At 65.6% G+C, this 21,389-nt stretch carries 18 protein-coding genes; 8 read left to right on the top strand and 10 right to left on the bottom strand.

Annotated elements, in window-relative coordinates; translation table 11 throughout:
• Window positions 1–26: 26 nt before the first annotated feature.
• Window positions 27–1,760 (top strand): dihydroxyacetone kinase family protein, encoded by a 1,734-nt coding sequence (locus BJL86_RS00555; RefSeq protein ID WP_067473651.1) that lies wholly within the window; start codon window positions 27–29, stop codon window positions 1,758–1,760.
• Between the two features lie 77 nt (window positions 1,761–1,837).
• Window positions 1,838–2,863: an LppU/SCO3897 family protein gene (locus tag BJL86_RS00550; protein ID WP_156515277.1), complete on the top strand. Its 1,026-nt coding sequence runs from the start codon at window positions 1,838–1,840 to the stop codon at window positions 2,861–2,863.
• A gap of 21 nt (window positions 2,864–2,884) precedes the next feature.
• Here BJL86_RS00550 and erm read toward each other — a convergent pair whose 3' ends face one another.
• Window positions 2,885–3,658, bottom strand: a complete 774-nt coding sequence (gene erm / locus BJL86_RS00545; RefSeq protein WP_067473656.1) for a 23S ribosomal RNA methyltransferase Erm — start codon at window positions 3,656–3,658, stop codon at window positions 2,885–2,887.
• Between the two features lie 1,776 nt (window positions 3,659–5,434).
• On the opposite strand from erm, the gene BJL86_RS00540 reads away from it, so the two are divergent.
• Window positions 5,435–6,085, top strand: coding sequence for a TenA family protein (locus BJL86_RS00540; RefSeq protein WP_067473659.1), 651 nt, complete (start codon window positions 5,435–5,437; stop codon window positions 6,083–6,085).
• 25 nt (window positions 6,086–6,110) lie between these two features.
• Entirely contained in the window at window positions 6,111–6,650 is a 540-nt protein-coding gene (locus tag BJL86_RS00535) for a hypothetical protein (protein WP_067473662.1), read from the top strand.
• On the opposite strand, the gene BJL86_RS00530 is transcribed toward BJL86_RS00535, so the two are convergent.
• The 5 genes from BJL86_RS00530 to BJL86_RS00510 form a co-directional block, all read right to left on the bottom strand.
• Window positions 6,628–8,001 (bottom strand): FAD-binding oxidoreductase, encoded by a 1,374-nt coding sequence (locus BJL86_RS00530; RefSeq protein ID WP_067473665.1) that lies wholly within the window; start codon window positions 7,999–8,001, stop codon window positions 6,628–6,630. The genes BJL86_RS00535 and BJL86_RS00530 overlap by 23 nt on opposite strands.
• A 102-nt stretch (window positions 8,002–8,103) precedes the next feature.
• Window positions 8,104–9,366, bottom strand: coding sequence for an AI-2E family transporter (locus tag BJL86_RS00525; RefSeq protein ID WP_067473668.1), 1,263 nt, complete (start codon window positions 9,364–9,366; stop codon window positions 8,104–8,106).
• Between the two features lie 112 nt (window positions 9,367–9,478).
• Window positions 9,479–11,002 (bottom strand): NAD(P)(+) transhydrogenase (Re/Si-specific) subunit beta, encoded by a 1,524-nt coding sequence (locus BJL86_RS00520; RefSeq protein ID WP_067473830.1) that lies wholly within the window; start codon window positions 11,000–11,002, stop codon window positions 9,479–9,481.
• 8 nt (window positions 11,003–11,010) lie between these two features.
• Window positions 11,011–11,328, bottom strand: a complete 318-nt coding sequence (locus BJL86_RS00515) for an NAD(P) transhydrogenase subunit alpha part 2 (RefSeq protein WP_067473833.1) — start codon at window positions 11,326–11,328, stop codon at window positions 11,011–11,013.
• A gap of 11 nt (window positions 11,329–11,339) precedes the next feature.
• The gene (locus tag BJL86_RS00510; protein WP_067473670.1) at window positions 11,340–12,422 is read right to left on the bottom strand and encodes a Re/Si-specific NAD(P)(+) transhydrogenase subunit alpha; all 1,083 of its coding nucleotides are present in this window, start codon (window positions 12,420–12,422) and stop codon (window positions 11,340–11,342) included.
• Between the two features lie 411 nt (window positions 12,423–12,833).
• Between BJL86_RS00510 and BJL86_RS00505 the strand changes: the two genes are divergently transcribed.
• On the top strand, window positions 12,834–14,150 hold the full coding sequence (locus BJL86_RS00505; RefSeq protein WP_067473673.1) for a uracil-xanthine permease family protein: 1,317 nt from the start codon (window positions 12,834–12,836) through the stop codon (window positions 14,148–14,150).
• Here the strand turns inward: BJL86_RS00505 and BJL86_RS00500 are convergent.
• Window positions 14,095–14,712: a MerR family transcriptional regulator gene (locus BJL86_RS00500; RefSeq protein ID WP_067473676.1), complete on the bottom strand. Its 618-nt coding sequence runs from the start codon at window positions 14,710–14,712 to the stop codon at window positions 14,095–14,097. The two genes, BJL86_RS00505 and BJL86_RS00500, sit on opposite strands and share 56 nt — an antisense overlap.
• Before the next feature lie 141 nt (window positions 14,713–14,853).
• On the opposite strand from BJL86_RS00500, the gene BJL86_RS00495 reads away from it, so the two are divergent.
• Both BJL86_RS00495 and BJL86_RS00490 read left to right on the top strand, forming a co-directional pair.
• Entirely contained in the window at window positions 14,854–15,291 is a 438-nt protein-coding gene (locus tag BJL86_RS00495; RefSeq protein ID WP_067473679.1) for an anthrone oxygenase family protein, read from the top strand.
• 153 nt (window positions 15,292–15,444) lie between these two features.
• Entirely contained in the window at window positions 15,445–17,388 is a 1,944-nt protein-coding gene (locus BJL86_RS00490) for an aconitate hydratase (RefSeq protein WP_067473682.1), read from the top strand.
• A 120-nt stretch (window positions 17,389–17,508) separates the two neighbouring features.
• Here BJL86_RS00490 and BJL86_RS00485 read toward each other — a convergent pair whose 3' ends face one another.
• The 3 genes from BJL86_RS00485 to BJL86_RS00475 form a co-directional block, all read right to left on the bottom strand.
• Window positions 17,509–18,813: an outer membrane protein assembly factor BamB family protein gene (locus BJL86_RS00485; RefSeq protein ID WP_067473685.1), complete on the bottom strand. Its 1,305-nt coding sequence runs from the start codon at window positions 18,811–18,813 to the stop codon at window positions 17,509–17,511.
• 223 nt (window positions 18,814–19,036) lie between these two features.
• Window positions 19,037–19,567, bottom strand: coding sequence for a mycothiol transferase (locus BJL86_RS00480; RefSeq protein ID WP_067473688.1), 531 nt, complete (start codon window positions 19,565–19,567; stop codon window positions 19,037–19,039).
• A gap of 77 nt (window positions 19,568–19,644) precedes the next feature.
• Entirely contained in the window at window positions 19,645–20,127 is a 483-nt protein-coding gene (locus BJL86_RS00475) for a DinB family protein (RefSeq protein WP_067473691.1), read from the bottom strand.
• 234 nt (window positions 20,128–20,361) lie between these two features.
• Between BJL86_RS00475 and BJL86_RS00470 the strand changes: the two genes are divergently transcribed.
• A complete protein-coding gene (locus BJL86_RS00470; RefSeq protein ID WP_067473696.1) occupies window positions 20,362–21,327 on the top strand; it encodes a patatin-like phospholipase family protein in 966 nt (321 codons plus the stop codon).
• Window positions 21,328–21,389: the final 62 nt, after the last annotated feature.

Genomic DNA, 21,389 nt, shown 5'->3' with positions numbered 1-21,389 from the left:
CGGCGATCTTGATTACCCTCGGCGCCATGGCCGATACCCCGCACAACGCATCGATCCGTAGCTTTCGAAATTCGTCGGAGGACTTTCTCGCCGAGGCGCTCGGCGGGTTCGTCGCCGCGCACCCCGATGCCGAGTGGCACGAGGCCGGCTTCATCGGCCGCTCCTCGTCGGTTGTCACCGATTCCGGCGGCCCCGCAGTCGCCGTGATCTCCGGCGGCGGTTCCGGGCACGAGCCGATGCACGCCGGGTTTATCGGCGCCGGGATGCTCGCGGCCGCGTGCCCGGGCCACATGTTCACCTCCCCCAACGCAGTGCAGGTCACCGAAGCCACGCGCTGGGCGGACCAGGGTGCCGGCGTTCTGCACGTCGTGAAGAACTACACCGGCGACGTGATGAACTTCCAGGTCGCTCGCCAGTCCCTGCCCGATGTCGAGACGAGAACAGTCGTGGTCGCCGACGACGTCGCCACCGAGTCCGAGCCCGGCTCCGACGGACCCGGACGACGTGGCACCGGCGCGACGATCCTCGTGGAGAAGGTCGCCGGCGCCGCTGCCGCGCGCGGCGACTCGCTCGACGCCGTCGCCGACCTCGCTACATCTGTAGCGGAGAATTCGCGCAGCATGGCCGCCGCGCTCGCCGCGGGACACCTGCCCACCAGTGGCCGGGACACCTTCGATCTGCCCGACGGGGAAATGGAGGTCGGGGTCGGCATCCACGGCGAGCGCGGTGTTTCACGGGAATCACTCACCGACGCGAATTCGCTCTGCGCGAAGCTGCTCGACGGCGTCGCGGGCTCACTCGGCCTCGCCGCCGGCGACGACGTGGTGTGCCTGGTCAACGGGCTCGGCGGGACCACCAACCTCGAGCTGCACCTCGTGTTCGGGCAGGTGCTTCGCGAGCTCGCCGAGCGGGGCATCCGCGTGCGCCGTTCGATGGTCGGCAGCTTCGTCACCTCGGTGAACATGGCCGGTGTCTCGCTCACGCTGACTCGCGCGACGGACGAGATCGTCTCGCTTCTCGACGCGCCCACCGACGCCCCGGCGTGGCCGCGCGTGCTCGGCGGCGAGGCGGAATTCGCACCGGCTCGCATCGAGTTCGCCGACGAGTTGCCCGCGGCCAACGACCGTAAGGGCGGCTCGGAGAACGTGTGGCTCAGCGACTTCGTCGAGCGGGTGCAGGGCGCGGTCGACGATCTCACCGAGCTGGATCGGCTGGCCGGCGACGGCGACTTCGGCGCCAATATGCACGCCGCGTTCGGGGACATCGATCTGCCGTTGCACGGCAGCGATTCGGTCGTGCTCGGCGCGCTGTCGCACCGGATGCTCGTTCGCGCGGGCGGCACCTCCGGCGCCGTGTTCGGCACCCTGTTCCGAGAACTCGGCCAGGCCTCGCAGTCGCTTACCGATGCGGTGGGTTCGGGTCTCAGCGCGACTGCATTCGCGACGGGCCTGGAGAACGCGGTCTCCGCCGTCATGGCTCTGGGCGGCGCCGAGGAGGGCGACAACACGCTGGTCGACGCGCTCGCGCCGGCCGCACGAGCCGCCAGGGAGGCCGCATCCGCGGACCACGGCTTCGACGAGGTTCTGACGGCGAGCTACGACGCCGCCCGGGAGGGCGCGCTCGCGACGCGTGAGTTGGTGGCGAAGAAGGGGCGCGCGTCCTATCTCGGGGACGCGTCGAAGGGCGTGCCCGATCCCGGGGCGATCGTCGTGGCGTGGCTCTTCGGCGGGAGTGGGCGCACCGCCGATTTCACCGAGTAGCACGTTCCGCATCGGGGGCCGGGAAATTTTTCGCTCATTGCTGGGAACAAACACGTGGCTGATCGGCTCTCACCACCATGACAGACAACACGCAAGGTGCATCAGGACAGGGTTCCTCGCCGCAAGGGCCGACTCCGCACGGGTCACCAGGCCCGCAGCAGGGTCAAGCGCCCGCAGGTGGGCAGTTTCCGAATCAGCAGGGACCGAACGGGGTTCAGGGCGGTTCAGGTCCCCAGCACGGCGGACCGCAAGGGCCCGGCCAGTATCCCTACGGCGGACCGCAGGGTTCGCAGGGTTTCGGTCCGGCTGGGCCAGGCGGACCGCACGGGCCGGGTGGACCCGGTGGGCCGGGCGGACCCTATGGTCCGGGCGGCCAGCCACCGAAGAAAAAGAACAACGCATTGACCATCGGGCTCATCGTGGCCGCCGTCGTCGTACTCGCGCTATTTGTCGGCATCGGAATGTTCGCGAAGAACCTGGGCAACAACACCTCGACGTCGGCTTCCAGCGGGTCCGACTCAACCTCCGAGAGCTCGGCGGGCACAGAACCGAGCTCGGGTTCCTCGGGCGCGGCGGCATCCGATCCGGCCGACTACGCGGTTGGGGACTGCCTTGACGAGTCCCTCTACGGGGGCGCAGTTGCGGTAGCCCCCGCGGTCGTCGATTGCGACTCCCCGGAGGCGAAGACCGAGGTCCTCTCGGTCCGACACAGCGAAACCGATACCAAGTGCATCGACGTCGAAGGCGCCCAGGGCGCGTTCAACATGCGTGGCGAGGACTATCTGTCGATGTGCATCGGCGACCCGAAGATCCCCAAGGAAGAATCCATCAACCTCATCTCCGAGGGAGAGTGCATGGTCGCCGAGAGCACCGAGGCCAAGCGCGTGGACTGCAGTGCGCCCGATGCGATGAAGGTCGTCGCGGTCATCCAGAATCCACCGGAGCCACCGGCCGAGGGATACGTCAACTCGATCCCCGAGTGCGAAGCGGCCGGCCACCCCGAGGCCGAAATGGTCTACTCGTGGGCCGTGCCCTCCGACGACACGGCGTTGAGCGGGCCGAACCTCGCTCCCGATCGCGGCACCTGCCTCGTCACCCCGTAACAACCGAATCCACCGCCAGTTCTACCGGCCCGGCTGTCGGCGCACCTCGCGCCACAGCCGGGCCCATTGCGTTGCCGAGAGATCCCGCGGCAGCGCTCGCGCCGGCACCCCCGCCCGCGCGAGCGACTTTTTTGCCGCGCCCGCATCGATCCCCGCGGCCCGTGAAACGATCCGCGCAAGCGTATTCCCGCGACCGGTGAATGCCGCCCGCACGAATCGCGTGTACGCCTTCTCCTCCCACCGCGGTACGAGCGGTTCGCGCCGACGCGAAATCCGCAGGAGCCCTCCGTCAACACTGGGCATTGGCGCGAAGTGCCGGGCGGGAACGCGGCCGACCAGCTCGAACGTGAACCACGGTCCTGACTGTGCGGTCATCATCGTGGACCCGCCGACGCTCGCCCGCTTGCGCGCAACCTCCCATTGGGTGAGCAGCACGGCCTCGTTCCACGCGGGCTCGCGAAGCAACTTACGCAGGATCGGGGTGGTGAGGTGGAAGGGCACGTTACCGACGACGACGTCCGCGTCGAACGGCAGACGCAATACATCGCCTATGACGACGGACGCGCCGCGCGCCCGGGAACGCAGGCGCTCGCCGCGGTACTCATCGATTTCGACCGCCGTGAGCTGCCGACCTAGCCGGGAAAGTGGGCGGGTGAGATGGCCGTCGCCGGCACCTATTTCGAGTATCGACCCTTCGGTGGAGTCGACGAGATCGACGATCGAAGCGATCGTCGCGCGGTTGGTGAGGAAGTTCTGGCCGAGTTCGTGGCGGCCGCCGAAAGAAGAACGGGACATGGGGCGCTCCAAGAGGAAAGGAATGGAGCACCTCGGTATGCGGGAACGGCAGCGGCGTGTGCGCTGCAAAAGTCGAGGATTAGTGCGACCTGTAGCCCGCCCGAGGTGCGCAGCATCTCGGGGGCGACGGCGCCAGAAGATTTGTGTTCAGGAGGCGCCGTCTAGCGGGCGCGGTCCCGAATCGCGAAGTTCAGCGCCATCGTAGGCGCGCTGCACAGAGTTCCCATGCCGAGCACGCTACCAAGCCGCGCGATCTGCGCATAGCCCCGACGTGTTGCGGCGCGGAATCCGCGTTTCTCACCCAGGGGCGTCGCGCACGGCGGCCGAGTACGACGTGCCGGACCCTCCCCCATACCTCATTCACCCCCACATTGGGGCAAAACACCCGAAGCGCATCCGGTCTTAATGTGACGCATGATTCTCGCTGCTATGAGCCCTACTGGCCGTTACATTTTCGTGACATAACGGTGTCCATACGGCCCCTTGTAACGCCCTCCGAGTAACGATTCGCCCGAATTTTCCCGATACTCAATTCGAAAGCAACGCTGGCTTTCGGGGGTTCGCTCCAACGGAATGTGCGAGACGGATTCGCCTTTCCGCGTCCCCTCCAGGCCGGCACCGACTTAAGGAGACTCATCATGGGTTCCATCGAAAATCTCGCAGGCGTTTTCTTCACCGCAGGTCAGGGCTTCATTGACACCTTCCTGAACGCCGGCCAGGGCCTGTTCGACATCGTTTCGGGCAGCCTCCAGGGCTAATTCCATTCGGCCTCCGGGCCGAATAGAACCCTCCTGCCGATCAACTGTGGTCGACAGCCGGGCACCCATCGGCCGGCTCCGAGATTGTGTAACGCAATCCCGGGAGCGGTAGATAACAAAACGAAAACATCAGACCGTGTCGTCGGCCCCGCGGGGTAGCAACCACTGGTTGGCCACCCTTCCGGACCGCAGGACGGCACACCAACACTGAAGGAGACTCATCATGGGTTCCATTGAAAATCTCGCAGGCGTGTTCTTCGATGCAGGCCAGGGCCTCATCAACACCTTCCTCAACGCCGGCCAGGGCCTGTTCGACATCGTTTCGGGCAGCCTGCAGGGCTAATCCCCGTCGGCGCCGAGCGTCGACACCCAAGAACCTGTGGCTCACCACTTCCGGTGGGCCACAGGTTTTTTCGTTTCTGCTTCATGGATTCGGACGTGAGCGCAGCACCTCGTCAAGAAGCTCGCCGGTCGTGCACGCTCACACGCACCGCAATCGCCCCACCCGCCGAAATCTGTGCTATGTAACGTACTTCACACTCGTTCCGATGAGCCTTGTGACACCAGCACCGGTCATGTGCACCACAGTGAGGGGTCGGAGAGGACAGGCTCATCCGATCCGGGTACGCAGCGATCGGTCCGTACTCAAGGAGATTCTCATGGGTTCACTCGAAGATCTTGCAGGCGTATTCTTCGACGCCGGTCAAGGCATCATCAACACGTTCCTCGGCGCTGCTCAGGGCTTCCTGGACATCGTCTCGGACAGCCTCGGCGGATAGTCAGACAGCCCTGAGCCGGTCGGCGGACTCTCCGTTCGACCGCTCACGGAACTTCTGCGGCCCCACCTTTCGCGGGTGGGGCCGCAGAATTGCATTTATGACGTCGGAGACCGATGTCGCCTCGTGTCGCGCCCCGGCGCGGTAGACCGAAATGTGCGGCGCTCGGGACGTAGCATCGCACAACGGAGCTAGCGCGGGCAGGCCGCGCCCGAGCCACGTCGCCTCGAGAAAGGTCGTCGATGACGCTGTTCACAGAACTCAAGTCCGCAAGCGCTACAGAATGGGACGACTACGTCCACCACGACTTCGTCGAGCAGCTCGGCCAGGGCGCTCTCGCGTTGCCCAGCTTCCAGGACTATCTCGTCCAGGACTACCTGTTCCTCATCCAGTTCGCCCGCGCGTACGCGCTGTCGGCGTACAAGAGCCGCTCGCTCGACGAGATCAAGCTTTCCGCGGACGGCCTCGCCCTCATCCTCAAGGAGACCGAGCTCCACATCGGCCTCACCGAGCGCTGGGGCATCGACCGCGCGACCCTGGAGTCGACGCCGGAGAAGATGGGCACGGTCGCCTACACCCGCTACGTTCTCGACTGCGGCATGGCCGGCGATCTCCTCGATCTCGAGGTCGCCCTCGCCCCGTGCACCATCGGCTACGCGGAAATCGGCGCCGACCTAGCCGCCCGCTTCTCCCCCGCGCCGGATCATCCTTACGTCGAGTGGATCACCGAGTACGCGGGCGAGGACTTCCAGCAGGGCGCGCAGCTCGCCATCGAGCGCATCGATTCCCTCGCCGGCGGGCATCTCTCCGATAAGCGTCGAGCCGAGCTGTCCGAGATCTTCCGCAAGGCCACCGTCCTCGAAGCCGATTTCTGGCAGCAGGCCCTGGACTAAACGTCATCTATGCAACGATGTGGAAATGAACATCGGCAGCTTTCTTCTCACCTCGGTATTGCTCATCGGGATACCGGTGGCGCTGTGGTCGATACTGGTGAAACTTGTCGCCAGCCTAGAAAGCTCGCCGAAGTTCGCGGGACGACGCACGGAGTGGCAGGTCGCCCTAATCGCACTGCCTTTGGGATTCCTCTCATGCGCGGCGTGGCTCTCGTGGACCGCCGCCGGCAAGGACGGGCGTGCTGTTGGACCAGGACTCCCGGCACCCAATACGTTCCCCTCGTGGCAGATCGCCGCATGCGGGATCACCCTGGTGGTGGTGGCGTGCGGCGTCAGCCTTCTGGGACGCCGGTTGTTCGCCGGCTCGTTGGCGTCGGCGCTCGGCACCTCGGCCGGCTTCGCGCTCGCCATGAACGTCGACGTCGCGTCGATGAAAGAGCCGTCGCAGGCAGGCGTCGGTGTCTTGATCTCGATCCTCTTCCTCACCGCCGGGCTCATGGCAGCGACGGCCATTGCCGCCGTGTGCCGAGCGTTCTTTGGCCTCAGAACATCGCGCCGGGATTGAGTAGATTCTGTGGGTCAAGCGCGGATTTGATGCGCCGCGTCAGATCCATGACGTCCTCGCCCACCTGGCTCGGCAACCAATTCTTCTTGAGCCTGCCCACGCCGTGCTCCCCGGTGATGGTCCCGCCGAGCGAGATCGCAAAGTCCATGATCTCGCCGAAAGCGAGATTCGCGCGCGCCGTCTCCTCCGCATCGTTCGGGTCGTGGACGATCAGCGGATGCGTGTTCCCATCACCGGCATGGGCGATGACGGCGATGAGCACATCGCGCTCGGCGGCGATCTCCTCGATGCGCTCGATCAGCTGCGGAAGGGCGGGCAAGGGCACCCCGACGTCCTCCAACAGCAGCGTTCCCTTCCGCTCGACGGCGGGAATCGCGAAGCGCCGCGCCGCCGCAAACGCCTCGCCCTCCTCGGGGTCGTCGGTGGTGAAGACGTCGGCGGCGTTGTTGTTCCGGAACGCCTCGGCCATGAACTCGACTTCTCTAGAGCAGTCGGCGCCCGGCGAATCGGACTGGGCGATGAGCATGCCGTGCGCGTCCACGTCGAGCCCCATCCTTTTGACGTCCTCAACCGCGCGGATCGACGCGCGGTCCATGAACTCGAGCATTGCCGGGCGCATGACTCTAGTGATGTCGAGGATCGCTTGCGTCGAATCGGCGACCGTGGGGAACGTGCCGACGACGGTGCTTGCGGGCGCCTGCTTCGGGATGAGCCGGATGATGACCTCGGTGATGATCCCGAGAGTGCCCTCACTCCCGACGAATAACTTCGTCAGCGAGAAACCCGCGGAGTCCTTGAGCCTCGGGCCTCCGAGCCGGACTGCCTTGCCGTCGGCGAGTACGACCTCCATGCCGAGGATGTAGTCCGTCGTCACACCATATTTGACGCAGCACAGCCCGCCGGCGTTGGTCGCCGCGTTGCCGCCGATCGAGCAGATCTCGAATGACGACGGATCCGGCGGATACCAGAGGCCGTGTTCTGCGACTGCCTTCTTCACCTCGGCGTTGAGGAGGCCCGGCTGGACCACGGCGGTGCGGGTGACGGGGTCGACCTCGATGTCTTGCATCAGTTCCGTGGTGAGCACGATGCCGCCGGTTACGGCTGTCGCGCCGCCGGACAGTCCGCTGCCGGCTCCCCGCGGGATCACCGCGATCGCGTTCTCACTCGCCCAGCACATTACTTCCTGCACGTCCGCGGTGCTGGTCGCGCGCACGACCGCGAGCGGCCGGCCCGCGTCCGGATCCTTCGCGAAATCTCTTCGATACCCCTCGGTGACGTCGGGGTCGGTGAGGATCGGCGAGGACGGGATGCGTTCGCGAAGTGCATCGATCGCCGCGTCGGCTGCCGGCATTTCAGACCGCCTCTCTCGGGTGGGTGTCCCCGCCGAGAGTACGAGCCGAGCACGATGCTCGCGCGGCTTTGTCGAGAATTTCCCGAAGCCGCTCACCGGGGGCTATTCAGAGCGTGGCGTTGCCGCGTCGTGCTCCTCGGTGTGGGAAACAGTCCCGGGCGACACGGCATCGCCGGCGACGGAATCGCCGGAATCGCCGGAATCGCCGGAATCGCCGGACGGAGGTTCGTCGATCGGCCGGTCACCTGCGAGCTGCGGGAACATGTCGTGGCCGAGTAGATAGCGGAGCGACGCGTTGAGCGCGGCGGCGACGGGAACGGCGAAGAGCGCCCCGGCAACGCCGAACAGGTAGGTGCCGGAAGCGACGATGACGATAACCGCAAGAGGATGCAGCGCGACAGCATGACCCATGAGGAACGGCTGGAGCACATGCGACTCGACGAAGTGGACGACGACGATGATCGCCACCATGATCACCGCGTGCCAGAGGCCGTTGTCGACGAGCGCGATGAGTGCAGGCAGGATGCCGGAGACGATCGCACCGACGATCGGAACGAAGGAGGCGAGGAAGACGATGATCGCGATGGGCAGAACGAACGGAAGACCCAGGATCGCCGCGCCGACGCCGACGCACACGGCGTTGATGAGCGCGACGAGAGCCTGGGTGTGAGTGAACGCGCCGAGGCTCACCCAGCCGCGCCGAGCGGCGGCGTCGACCTTGTTGCTCGCCGCGGCGGGCAGTAGGCGAACGAAGAACGTCCAGATCTTGCGTCCCTCGTAGAGGAAGAAGAACAGCGCGAGAAGTGTGATGACCAGCCCCGCGACGACATCGACAAGCTGCCCGCCGGCATGAAATGCGCCGGTGGCGAGCTCGTTCGAATGTTCCGAAGTGGACGATTTGATCTTGTCCACGACGGTATTCATGCGAGTTTCGTCAAGGTGTAGCGGCCCGTTGGAGAGCCAGTCGACGATCTGGTCGATGCCCGCCATCGCCTTGCTCTGCAACTGTGGCAGGTCGGAAACTACCTGCTGTGCGGCGAGCGAGATTCCACCGACGATAACGGCGATGAGCGCGAGCACCGTCGCCAGAGCGGCTGCCAACCGGGGAAACCGCGCGCGCATTTCGAGAACACCGGCGACGGGCGAAAGCAGCGCCGCGAGCAACACCGCGACGGCGATCGGGATGAGGACGACCGGCACGCTCCCCGCGACCTTCGCCAGCACCCACGCCCCGCCGGCGATGAGAATGAGGCAAAGGCTCCACCACGCGGCCACGACGATCGGATACGGCAGGTCCCCCTTGCGCGGGCGCAGCCGCGCGACGTCATCCTGTGGTGGTTCTCGATCCGAGCGCGTGCCTGGCATGTGACAATTCTAGGCCCGCCCTCCGCCACCCCGTGCGCAAAAAGCTACCGCCGTCCTCGCCCTTATCGGGCGCGAACGGCGGTAGCGGTGAGGAACGGGGCGGCAGGCGAGCCTACAGCGCTTTGAGCTCCTCGACGATCGAGTCGACCGAGCCCTTGGCGTCGCCGAAGAGCATCGAGGTCGCATCCGCGAAGAACAGCGGATTCTCGATGCCGGCGTAACCGGAGGACATGCTTCGCTTGAGCACGATGGTCGAGCGGGCCTCGTCCACGTTGAGGATCGGCATGCCATGGATCGGCGAGCTCGGATCGTTGCGCGCGGCCGGGTTGGTGACGTCGTTGGCGCCGATGACGATGGCGACATCGGTGCGGTTGAACTCACCGTTGATGTCATCCATTTCTTTCATCGCGTCGTACGGCACGTCGGCCTCGGCGAGGAGCACGTTCATGTGGCCCGGCATGCGTCCGGCGACCGGGTGGATCGCGTACTTGACCTCTACGCCCTTGTCCTCGAGCAGACCGGCCATCTCCTTGACGGCGTGCTGCGCCTGGGCGACGGCGAGGCCGTAACCCGGGACGACGATGACCTGGTTGGCGTAGGCCATCTGGATCGCGGCGTCCGAGGCGGAGGTCGACTTGACCGTGCCGCCCTCGGCGCCTCCGGCTGGTCCGGCGCCGTCGTCGCCCCCGCCGAATGCACCGAACACGATGGCCGGGATCGACCGGTTCATGGCCTTGGCCATGAGGTTGGTGAGGATCGAGCCGGACGCGCCGACGATCATGCCGGCGACGATCATCGCGGTGTTGTTCAGCGCGATACCGGCCGCGGCGGCCGAGAGACCGGTCAGCGCGTTGAGTAGCGAGATGACGACGGGCATGTCCGCGCCACCAATGGGGAACACGACGAACAGGCCCATGATGCCGGCCGCAACGAGCAGACCGACGATCCACCAGGTGTTCGCGCCGCCACCGTTCGCGGCGTTGATCGCGAGGTAGATGGCGATGGCGATGCTCACGAGTAGCAGCACGATGTTCGCGAGCTGGAAGGCCTTGGCGGCCTTGACGAGGTTGCGCTCGAGGTTCTTGTTGAGCAGCTCCTGCAGCTTGGCGAACGCGACGAGCGAACCCCAGAACGAGATCGAACCGATGATCGCGGCGATGAGCGAACCGGCGACGACCGGACCGGCCGGGGTGTCGCGGAAGTGCTGGAAGCCGTCGGTCTCGATGAACTCGGCCCATGCGATAAGTGCGACCGTGCCGCCGCCCACGCCGTTGAACAGCGCGACGAGCTGCGGCATGGCCGTCATCTTCGTGCGGCGCGCCGGCGGGATTCCGAGCACGACACCGACGAGGAGGCCGACGGCGATGAGCACCCAGTTGATGGTCGGCGTCGACACTCCCGAGCCCTCGGGACCGCCGAGTTGTCCGTTGCGGACGGGGACGTTGAGGATCGTCGCGGCGATCGCGAGAACCATGCCGATGCCGGCGATCCAGTTGCCACGGACGGCGGTTTTCGGCCCGGTCAGGCCCATGAGGCCGTAGATGAACATGCCGAACGCGACGATGTACAGGGCCGAGACCACGTAGTTCCACGCGGACGGGGGCGTCTGCGAGGAGGTGACGAAGACGTTGAAGATTTCAGTGTTCACGCGTCACCCTTTTCCTTCGGCTCCGGGCGGGACTTGAACATGCCGAGCATGCGGTCGGTGACGAGGAAGCCGCCGACGACATTGAGCGTGCCGAACACGAGCGCGATGAACGCGATCGTGTACACGCCCCAGCCCGCATCCGCAGGGAGACTGCCGAGCACGGCGATCGCGCCGAGCACGACGATGCCGTGGATGGCATTCGTGCCCGACATGAGCGGGGTGTGCAGGGTGTTCGGGACCTTGGAGATCACCGCGAAACCGACGAATCCGGCGAGCACCAGAATCGCGATATTGGCCATGAGGCCTGTGTACATACCGGTAACCATTAGTTCGTTCCCTCCTCACGGGTAACGCATGCCCCGGCGATGACTTCGTCATCGAAGTCGGGGGCAAAGGCGCCGTCCTCGTTGCGCATGAGCTCGAGCAGCGCCAACAAGTTCTTCGAATACAGCTCGCTGGCATGTTCGGGCATGGAAGCGGGCAGGTTGAGCGGGGACGCGATCGTCACATCGTGGGTGACGACAGTCTTCCCGGGCTCGGTGAGTTCGCAGTTGCCGCCGGTCTCGCCGGCGAGGTCCACGATGACGCTGCCCGGCTTCATGCCCTCCACTGCGGCGGCCGTGACCAGGCGCGGAGCGGGACGGCCGGGGACGAGCGCGGTCGTGATGACCACGTCGAAGCCCTTGATCGCCTCCTCCAGCGCCTTCTGCTGCTGGTCTTTTTCCTCGTCCGTCAGCTCGCGGGCGTAGCCGCCCTCGCCGGCGGCATCGATGCCGAGGTCGAGCCACTGCGCGCCGACCGAGCGCACCTGTTCGGCGACCTCGGGGCGCACGTCGTAGCCCGTGGTCCGGGCGCCGAGGCGCTTGGCCGTGGCGAGCGCCTGCAGGCCGGCGACGCCGACACCGAGCACGAGCACGGTGGCCGGCTTGACGGTTCCGGCGGCCGTCGTCAGCATCGGGAAGAATCTCGTCGCCTCCGTCGCCGCGAGAATCACGGACTTGTAGCCGGAGACGTTGCCCTGCGAGCTGAGCGCGTCCATGACCTGCGCGCGGGAAATGCGCGGGATCGCCTCGACCGCGTAGGCCTCGACCCCGGCTTCTTTGAGCGCGCCGATCTTGTTGTCCGAATTGCGCGGCGCGAGGAAGCCGATGAGCTTCTGGCCCCTACGCAGCTTGCCGATCTCCTCGTCCGTCGGCGGGGAGACGCGGACGACCACGTCGGCGCCATACGGATCGCCGATCGTCGCCCCGGCCTCTTCGTACGCCGAATCGGGGATCAGCGCGGCCTCACCGGCGCCTTCTTCGACGATGACGGGGACGTCTTTGCCCACGAGCGAAGCGACCACCTTGGGAACGAGCGCTACTCGGCGCTCCCCAGGGGCCGTTTCGCGCACGACACCCACACTCATGTTTGTTCCTTCACGTTTGACGATGTTCTCTCCCCGACTGGCATCGGAAGGAGTCTCACGTAATGCACATATGGCGCCGCTGAAGACGAAAACTCGTCCACTGCGGCGCCACACGCGACACCGGAGATCCGGGTCCCGGCGAGTCGTGATCTCGCTCCTGGGCCAGACCTCGCGCGTGCCGGATCGCGGCTCGTGGGCGAGGTTCGGATCCCGTTTTAGGGATTAGTGGTTGAACCCTGTAGCTAAATCGGCCCTAAATAGACCGTTCGAAGAAGTATCACAGATAGACCTCAGATTCCGAAAGAGACCGGCAAATACGTGATCTACGTAACATTCCCGGACGCCCCCGGAAATCGGCTAAGTTAATCGAGGAAAATCCACTCCTGCCCCGGGAACGAAGGAGCGCGCAGCGTGTTCAGATGGACTTTGCACGGGAATGGTCGCACCGTCGACGCGGACGCCATCGTCGCCCCGGAAGAGCGGCTGTCATGGCCGCTCACGGTTGGCATCGGCGCCCAGCACGTGGTCGCGATGTTCGGCGCGACGTTCCTCGTCCCCGTCATCACCGGCTTCCCGCCGTCGACAACGCTGCTGTTCAGCGGCCTGGGAACCATGCTGTTCCTGCTCATCACCCGCAACCGGATGCCCAGCTACCTCGGCTCCTCGTTCGCGTTCATCGCGCCGATCACGGCGTCGACGCAGGCCGATTCTATGGAGGCCGCGCTCGGCGGCGTCCTTGTCACAGGCGTCCTGCTCGCGCTTCTCGGACTGCTCGTGCAGAAGGTCGGCACCGCGTGGATCGGCTCGCTCATGCCGCCGGTGGTGATGGGCGCGATCGTCGCGCTAATCGGACTCAACCTCGTCCCCACCGCCTATCAGGAAAATTTCTCGAAAGCCCCGGTCACGGCGGCGATCACGCTCTGCGCCGTCATACTGTGCACCGCCTTGTTCAAGGGAATTCTCGGCCGCGTCTCGATTCTCGTCGGCGTGGTCGTCGGTTATCTCGTGGCGGTCGCTCGCGGCGAAGTGGACTTCACACCGTTCAACGAGGCGGCCTGGTTGGGACCTCCCGAATTTCACCATCCGGAATTCAATCTCGGGCTCATCCCCATTTTCCTTCCGGTCATCGTCGTACTTCTCGCCGAAAATGTGGGGCATGTGACGTCGGTTGGCACGATGACGGGGCGGGACCTCAAACCGCTGGTGGGCAGGACCCTGTTCGCCGACGGCCTCGCGACGACGATTTCGGCGGGCTTCGGCGGTTCGCCGACGACGACCTACGGCGAGAACATCGGCGTGATGAGCGCGACGCGTGTGTACTCCACGGCTGCATACTGGGTCGCCGGCATCGTCGCCGTGCTGCTCTCGCTGTCGCCAAAGGTCGGCGCGCTCATCAACACGATCCCCGCGGGCGTCCTCGGCGGCGTCACCTTCGTGCTCTATGGACTCATCGCGATCATCGGTTTCCGCATGTGGGTCGACGGTCGCGTCGACTTCTCCTCCCCCAAGAACCAGATGACGGCGGGCGTCGCACTCGTCGTTGCCATCGCGGATCTCCACTGGGAGTTGGGCGATTTCGCGTTCACCGGCATAGCCCTCGGCACGCTCGCGGCGCTGGTGATCTACCACGGGATGAGCTGGATCGGCCGCTATACCGGCACCGATAACGAGGTCAGCGGTCTGCAGGACCCCGGCCGGCCTGCGCATGATGCTGCTGGGCGAGCATGACGAGGGCGTCGAGAAGCGGGCGGCGCAGCGCCCCTCCGACGACGATAGCGCGGACGAGCCCGGCAGTGGACTCCTCGGACGCCACTGCGGCGAGGTCGCTGTGCCCGACCAGGTCGGCGGCCTCGGCGTAGCCGGCGAGCAAGCCTTCCCCGCCGAATCCCTCGGCCTCGAGCTCGGCCAGCGCGGCCACGGCGGCCCCGTACGCCGGAGAGGTCTTCTCGCACTGCCAACCTCGCTCGGCGACGATCCGGTCGAGCGCCCCCTCGCTCTCGGCGTTAATCGGCCCCTGGCCCACCTCGCCGGCGAGCGCATCCTGCGTCGCCGCCATCGCATCGACGGGAGTCCCCCCGCCTTCGACCACCGAGACGACCTCGCGGATACTCGCCAGCGGCAGCCGCGCGACCTTGGCCAGCGCACGGATCATCCGCAGGCGTTCGAGGTGCGCCTCGTCGTATTCTGCCTGGTTGACGTTGGACCTGTGGCCGGGCGGCAGGAGCCCTTCGCGAAGATAGAACTTGATCGTCGCGACCGATAGCCCAGACCTCTTCGCGAGCTCGGCCATCCGCACGGGCTACCCCATTTCCTCTGTCGGTGAAGCGTATCCCCCCGCCTCCCCAATAGACAGTAGTACTATCCGCTAATAGATACTGCAACTATCCGTTTCGCCTCGAAGGCGCCGTCGCAAGTACGGAGCACGATTGTCATGACCTGGCTGGACACCCTCTCGATCCTCATCATCGGCTTTGTCGGCTCGGCGGAGTTCGCCTCGGTCGCGCTCGTCCACCCCGTGATCCGCACGCTTCCCGACGACCAGCAGCTCGTATTCGAGAAGGGGCTGCTGCGCACTTTCGGCCGAATCATGCCCGTGGGGATGACGGCGGCGGCCGTACTCGGCATCGCCGTCGCGATCGAGCGCCCCTCCGCACTGCTCATCGCGGCCGCCGCAATCCTCGCCGTCGCGCTCGCCGTGACCATCGCCGGCAACGTACCCATCAATCTGCGAACCGGGCGGATCACCGACCGGACCGCGCCCGAGGGGTTCATCGCGATGCGCCGGCGCTGGGACCTTTTTCAGCTGGTCCGCGGCTCACTGCAGCTCGTGGGTTTCGTGCTCGTCACTGTCGGCATCGCCGTGTACTAGACGTCAGTTGGGCGCACGGACCCCCGCGACCCGGGTGATCCCGACCGGGGGCGTTGCGGTGGCCGCTCCTGGCCGACTCTCGCCCACCGGACCTACGCTTGTGTGAGACAGCTCACGCCATTTGTGGGTTCGCGGTATTGGGAGGAAAGTCTGATGCCAAAGAACGTCGCCGAAAAGTTGATGTCATCCCACCTGGTTGACGGGGAGATGAAACCCGGGTCCGAGCTCGCTCTCCGTGTGGATCAAACGTTGACACAGGACGCCACCGGGACCATGGTCATGCTGGAACTCGAGGCCCTCGGTCTCGGTAGAGTTCGCACCGATCTATCCGTGCAATATGTGGATCACAATCTGTTGCAGACCGACGAGAAGAATCCGGACGACCATGCATTCCTGCAGTCGGCGGCCGAGCGATTCGGTCTCTGGTTCTCCAAGCCGGGCAATGGCGTGTCCCATCCCGTCCACCAGGCCCACTTCGGCAAGCCCGGCGTGGTGCTCATCGGTTCGGATTCCCACACGTGTGCCGCCGGCGCCTTGGGGATGCTCGCGATCGGTGTCGGCGGGCTCGAGATCGCGATGGCCATGGCCGGGCAGCCACTCTACGTCGGCGCTCCGGAGATCTGGGGCGTCGAACTGTCCGGCGAGCTACCGGATTGGGTATCTGCCAAGGATGTCGTCTTGGAGATGCTGCGCCGACACGGGGTGAGCGGCGGCGTGGGCCGAATCATCGAGTACCACGGCCCGGGACTGAAGCACCTCACGGCGATGGACCGCCATGTGATCGCGAACATGGGCGCCGAACTCGGCGCCACGGCGACTGTCTTCCCGGCCGACGACGCGGTCGAAACGTATCTCGAAGCGGTCGGTCGAGGTCACGATTTCACCCGGATCGAGGCCGATGAGAACGCGACGTACGACGTCCGGGAAACGATCGATCTGTCCACCCTCGAACCCCTCATCGCCCAACCCTCCTCACCGGGCAACGTCATCCCGGTCTCCCAGGTCGGCGACGAAGATGTGAGTCAGATCGTCCTCGGTTCCTCGGCCAATCCGGGCCTACGTGATTTCGCCGCAGCAGCGGAAATTCTCGACGGACAGCAAGCGGACCAGAATGTCTCCGTAGACATCAATCCTTCGTCCCGCGAGGTTCTCGCCGACATGATCGCCGGAGGATGGCTGTCCTCCTTGGTCACTGCCGGTGCGCGTATTCACCAATCAGGTTGCATGGGTTGTATCGGAATGGGCCAAGCACCGGCCACCGGCCAGAACTCGCTTCGAACCATGCCGCGCAACTTCCCCGGCCGCTCGGGAACGGAGGAAGATTCGGTGTGGCTGTGCTCGCCGGAGACCGCCGCCGCCTCGGCGCTCACCGGCAGAATCACCGACCCACGGACGCTCACCGAAAGCCACGGTATCCAGGCCCCGCACCCGGCCATGCCGGAAAGATACGCGCAGGTACGGGACATGCTGCAGGCTCCCCTCCCCACGGAAGAGGCCAAGCGAGTGGAACTGGTCAAGGGTCCGAATATTTCGACACTCCCCGACTTCGACCCGATTCCCGACCACCTTGCCGCGCCGGTCGTGCTCAAGGTCGGCAATGACGTGTCCACGGACGAGATCCTGCCTGCGGGCTCTCGCGTCTTGCCCTTCCGCAGCAACATCCCCAAAATCGCAGAGTTCGCCTTCACACGGATCGACGCCGACTACCCCGATCGGGCGCGCGAGGCCGGATCGGCGCACGTCGTCCTGGCAGGAAAGAACTACGGCCAGGGTTCCTCGCGCGAGCACGCCGTCATCGCCCCACGGTTTTTGGGTCTGCGCGCGGTCATTGCGGTGTCTTTTGCCAGGATCCACTGGCAGAACCTTGCCAACTTCGGGGTCCTGGCGCTCGAGTTCGACGATCCATCGGACCTGGAGCGGGCAGAGCAAGGGGACCAGGTCGAGTTCACGGGTCTGTGGGACGCGCTGCGATCGGGTTCGCAGCTCACTGTGCAGATCGGCGGCCGCGAGGTGGCCGTGCATCATCGCCTGTCGGATCGACAGGTGCAGATGGTCCTCGCCGGCGGAAGAATCCCGCTCGTCGCACAGGAGCTCTGACCTGCCTTTCCGGGCCAGCGGCCTGGTCCGGTCGTGCAACCGGCTTGGACGCGAACCGAACAACGGTGCCGCCGCGTAGGCGGGGGCGCGCAGGAATCCAGTACAGCTACTACGCCGCGTCTAATATGCCGCGTCCAGCGAACCCACGTCGACACCGAGGGAACCACCGATCTGGTGGGCCGACCCGCTGGATCCCGCCGTCGGCAACGAGCCTTCGGGAACGGTGAAGTCGGGAAATTCGTCAAGGGGTGTGAAGTAGACGCGCTTGTTCTGGCTCGGAACGACGAGGGTGGCGTCGACGATGATCGGCCCTGCCGGGGCCAGCGCGCCCTCGAGCTGCAACTTGCCCGTGATAGCCCCCGTGGCCACGTCGAGCCGGAAGACCTCCCCGGACTTCGTCGAGAAGTAGGCGTCGTTGCCATCGATGACCGGCGCACCCTTGATCGCGCCGACCGGGTTGCGCCACAACTGCGCCCCGGTGTGTAGATCGAATGCGTAGGCGGCGCTCGTCGTCGGACTGCCGACGAACACCTTTCCGCCGTCGATGGTCGGTGCGCCGGAGCGATTATTCGTCGGTGCGGGACCGGTCCCGAGGGACTTTCGCCATAGCTCCTCGCCGGTCATTTCGTTCATGGCGACGATGGTGTGCTCTTCCCGCATACCCGAGCTCCCGGGCACGCGGACGGCATTCGCCGTCGTCACCACGATGTCCTCGTCCACGGCTGGCGGCACGTCGTCGAGGCCACGGTTGAATTCTCCGAACTCACGAGACCAGGCGAATTCATCGGTGGCGGTGTCGTAGGAGAAGAACGAGTACGGCGCAGGAGCGCCGGCACCGAAGAACAGCTTGCCGTCGTGTTCGGCGGGCGAGGACATGCTCACGACGTGTCCGATGTCGGTGCGATGCAACTCGTCCCCGCTCGCGGGATCGATCTTGTAGAGAGTTTGATCTCCGGTTACGGCATACACGGCACCGTTGACCACGACCGGGGTGGGCATGACCTCTCCGACCGTGTCGAATCGCCACAGCTGCGCTCCGGTCTCCGCGTCTAGCGCGAGCACCCCGCTGTCGCCGGAACCGCGCACGCCGGGTATGTCCTCGTTGGCGAACCGGTTGCCGAATCCCACGAAAACGGTTCCGTCCGAGTAGATCATCTCCGAATGCACCCAATTGGGTGCCTGCTCACGCCAGAGTTCATCACCGGTGGCCAGGTCGAACGCCTGCAGCGCTCCTACTCCGTGGTTGCCGACGAACAACTTTCCGTCGGCGACCACCGGGGTCGAACGGACTTGGTCGACGGCATCGACACCGTCGTCAAGGAGGTCGTCGAGTCCGCTGTGCACAACCGCGTTCTTGGTGGGCGCATAGCGGTACTGGGTCCAATCGCCCTCGGCTGCCGAGGCGATCCCAGGTCCGAGCGCCATGGCAGCACAGGAAAGGACCGTGACAGGAAGAATTCCGAATTTTTGACGACGAGAAACACGCATACCGGACAATCTAAGCGATGTTTCACATATTCTCTGACGAATTGTCAGATCGTCATCGACGCCGCAGCGTAAGCTTCGATCCCGATTCCGCCGTCCGGACCCCCGGTACGTCCGGTTGTCGCTTCCTGCGATACGGGCTCGGAGCCCGCCTTCCAGGCGCTCAGGGGACCTCAGGCATCCCGGCGATATAGGCGGCCTGGCCGACGTGCTGCGCGGCGTCATCGATGGCGCTGATCAGACGCACGCCCAGAGTCACCGGCGGGTCCCAGCTTTCGTCGATGACACGGTCGAGATCGTTCTCGCCGAGGGTGCCGATCCACTCCGACGTCATTTGGAAAACAGCGTCGAAGTACTCGCGTAGCAGTGCCTTCCCCTCGCCGGTCTCGGGCACGCGCACCGCGCGTGCGGCTGCGGCGTCCTGTCCGAGCCCCATGCCCTCGTAGCCGAGGTCGACATCACCCAGGTCGAACCGACGGTCGAAGCCCTGCGCAGTCCACACCTGCCGGGCGCCGGCGAGCGGGGCGATCTGCGCATCGGTCTCGCGCGCGGCGTGCCAGATGAGCCACGCCACCGAATTCGGATGACCGCCCGGGTGCGCGCCCAGCGCCGCCGGGTCCAGGTCGTCCCAGAAATAGTCGGCGGCCTGCCCCGGCCGCGCCGCCAGGTCCTTGAGCACCTCGAGGGAATTCATCCCTCCATCGTGGACCCTCCCGCCGCCGCTCGTACACCCCCCGAACTATGGAGATGTCCCGGCGCACCACCGAACCGCTACCGATCCAGGAGCTGCTCGCGCAGGATCTCGGCGTGGCCGACGTGCTGCGCGGTCTCGCGGATGCAGTGGACCATGATCCAGCGCAGCGTCATCTCGCCGCGCCAGTTTCCGGAGACGATATCGTCGAGTGCCATCGATGCGATGGCCTCACGCGATGCCGCGCACGCAGCGAGGTAACCGTTCCGGATGGAGTCGATGGTGTCCACCGGCGCGAGCAGGAACGATTCGGAGGCGTCCGCGGGAAGCCCGAGCTCGGTGCGAGGCACACAGGTGATCGCCTCCTCGAACCACACCTTCTCCACAAATGTCAGGTGCTTGAGCAGACCGAGCAGCGTCGTATCGGACGCAACCAGTCTCTCGCGCACCTGTGTCTCTCCGAGCCCGTCGAGAATCCCGGCGGCGTCGCGGCGGTGATCGTCGAGAAAGGCGCCGAGGACCGTCCGCTCGTCGGAGAGAACGACATCCATGCTGGTGGCCATATTTGAGGACGCTACCCCAGCACAGCGGACTCGACCAGACGAATTAGGCAGGTCCCCAATCGGGGAGCAGATGTCACACGCCGACAAGATAGCCGAAGACGTATGTGTACTGCGCTCGCGAAGACGCGATGATCGCGCGCTTCAGGAGAGATCGGCAACCTTTCCACCAGGTGCGTTAAAGGTTACTCCCGGGTAAGGTACGGAGCGCACGAATACCGATCGGAAGGGAGAACCGTGGGTTCCCAAAGCGAATCCGGCCGCACAGTGGCCGACGTGCTGAGCGAGCGCGCGGCCCTCGCCGACGGTGAACGCGCGGATGACGGCGCGAAGGTCGCCCTCGTTGTCGAGGGCGGCGGTATGCGTGGCTCGATTTCCGCCGAGATCGTCGCCGAACTCGCCGATCGGGGCATTGTCGACCTCCTCGATATCGTCGTCGGGACGTCCGCCGGCGCGGTCAACGCCGTCGCCACTGCTGCGGACGTCATCGACACCGTGGCCGCCACGTACAGCGATGTCTTCGCCTCGCCGAAGTTCGCCTCCCCCTACCGCGCGCTGCGCTTGAAGCCGATGGTCGATACGTCGGCGATCGTGGACGAGATGGATAGGCGGACGTCGTTCGCCCGGATAGCCTTTGAGGCGCCTCGTGTCGACTTTGCGTTGGTCGCCACCGACGTCGAGGAGGCCAGTACTGTCACGCTCGACAATTTCTCCGACCGTGATGACGTCTGCCGGAGTATCACCGCTTCGGCGACTCTGCCGTTGATGGGTGGGCAACCGGTGCGACACCGCGGGCGCCGGTTGCTCGACGGAGGGATCATGGAAGCCGTCCCGATCGCGGCCGCGAAGAACCTCGGGGCGACGCACGCCATCGTCGTCATCACTCGCCCGCCACAGTCGCTACCCGTGCTCGGCGGAATGGACCGACTCGTCGCCCGATACCTCGATCGCGTCAACCCGGCGCTCGGACGGCAGTGGCGGGGGCGCCCAGACCGCTACGCCGCGCTCCGCGAAAAGGTCGTGGGGGGAAACTTCGAGGGCGTGGCGACGACGCTCATCGGTCCCGGCGCCGACGATTGTATCCCGTCGCGAATGGAATCCGATCACGACGTCCTCCGCAGGGCACGCGCGGATGCACGTCGAAGTGCTGCGAAAGCAATCGAGAAATGGGGGCTCGCCCCCGACGACACGAATGTACGATAATCAGCTCGGAGCAGTAGTTCCCGGGGCGAACACCCTTGAGCATTTCGCGAGGAACCCAATTA

It is taken from the genome of Dietzia timorensis (assembly GCF_001659785.1).
Lineage (GTDB): Bacteria > Actinomycetota > Actinomycetes > Mycobacteriales > Mycobacteriaceae > Dietzia > Dietzia timorensis.
This window is presented reverse-complemented; position numbering and strand designations above follow the sequence as displayed.

Coding starts and splice junctions, on each gene's coding strand:
- BJL86_RS00555 (WP_067473651.1), top strand. CDS start 27: ATGGCCGATACCCCGCACAACGCATCGATCCGTAGCTTTCGAAATTCG.
- BJL86_RS00550 (WP_156515277.1), top strand. CDS start 1,838: ATGACAGACAACACGCAAGGTGCATCAGGACAGGGTTCCTCGCCGCAA.
- erm (WP_067473656.1), bottom strand. CDS start 3,658: ATGTCCCGTTCTTCTTTCGGCGGCCGCCACGAACTCGGCCAGAACTTC.
- BJL86_RS00540 (WP_067473659.1), top strand. CDS start 5,435: ATGACGCTGTTCACAGAACTCAAGTCCGCAAGCGCTACAGAATGGGAC.
- BJL86_RS00535 (WP_067473662.1), top strand. CDS start 6,111: ATGAACATCGGCAGCTTTCTTCTCACCTCGGTATTGCTCATCGGGATA.
- BJL86_RS00530 (WP_067473665.1), bottom strand. CDS start 8,001: ATGCCGGCAGCCGACGCGGCGATCGATGCACTTCGCGAACGCATCCCG.
- BJL86_RS00525 (WP_067473668.1), bottom strand. CDS start 9,366: ATGCCAGGCACGCGCTCGGATCGAGAACCACCACAGGATGACGTCGCG.
- BJL86_RS00515 (WP_067473833.1), bottom strand. CDS start 11,328: ATGTACACAGGCCTCATGGCCAATATCGCGATTCTGGTGCTCGCCGGA.
- BJL86_RS00510 (WP_067473670.1), bottom strand. CDS start 12,422: ATGAGTGTGGGTGTCGTGCGCGAAACGGCCCCTGGGGAGCGCCGAGTA.
- BJL86_RS00500 (WP_067473676.1), bottom strand. CDS start 14,712: ATGGCCGAGCTCGCGAAGAGGTCTGGGCTATCGGTCGCGACGATCAAG.
- BJL86_RS00495 (WP_067473679.1), top strand. CDS start 14,854: ATGACCTGGCTGGACACCCTCTCGATCCTCATCATCGGCTTTGTCGGC.
- BJL86_RS00490 (WP_067473682.1), top strand. CDS start 15,445: ATGCCAAAGAACGTCGCCGAAAAGTTGATGTCATCCCACCTGGTTGAC.
- BJL86_RS00485 (WP_067473685.1), bottom strand. CDS start 18,813: ATGGCGCTCGGACCTGGGATCGCCTCGGCAGCCGAGGGCGATTGGACC.
- BJL86_RS00480 (WP_067473688.1), bottom strand. CDS start 19,567: ATGAATTCCCTCGAGGTGCTCAAGGACCTGGCGGCGCGGCCGGGGCAG.
- BJL86_RS00475 (WP_067473691.1), bottom strand. CDS start 20,127: ATGGCCACCAGCATGGATGTCGTTCTCTCCGACGAGCGGACGGTCCTC.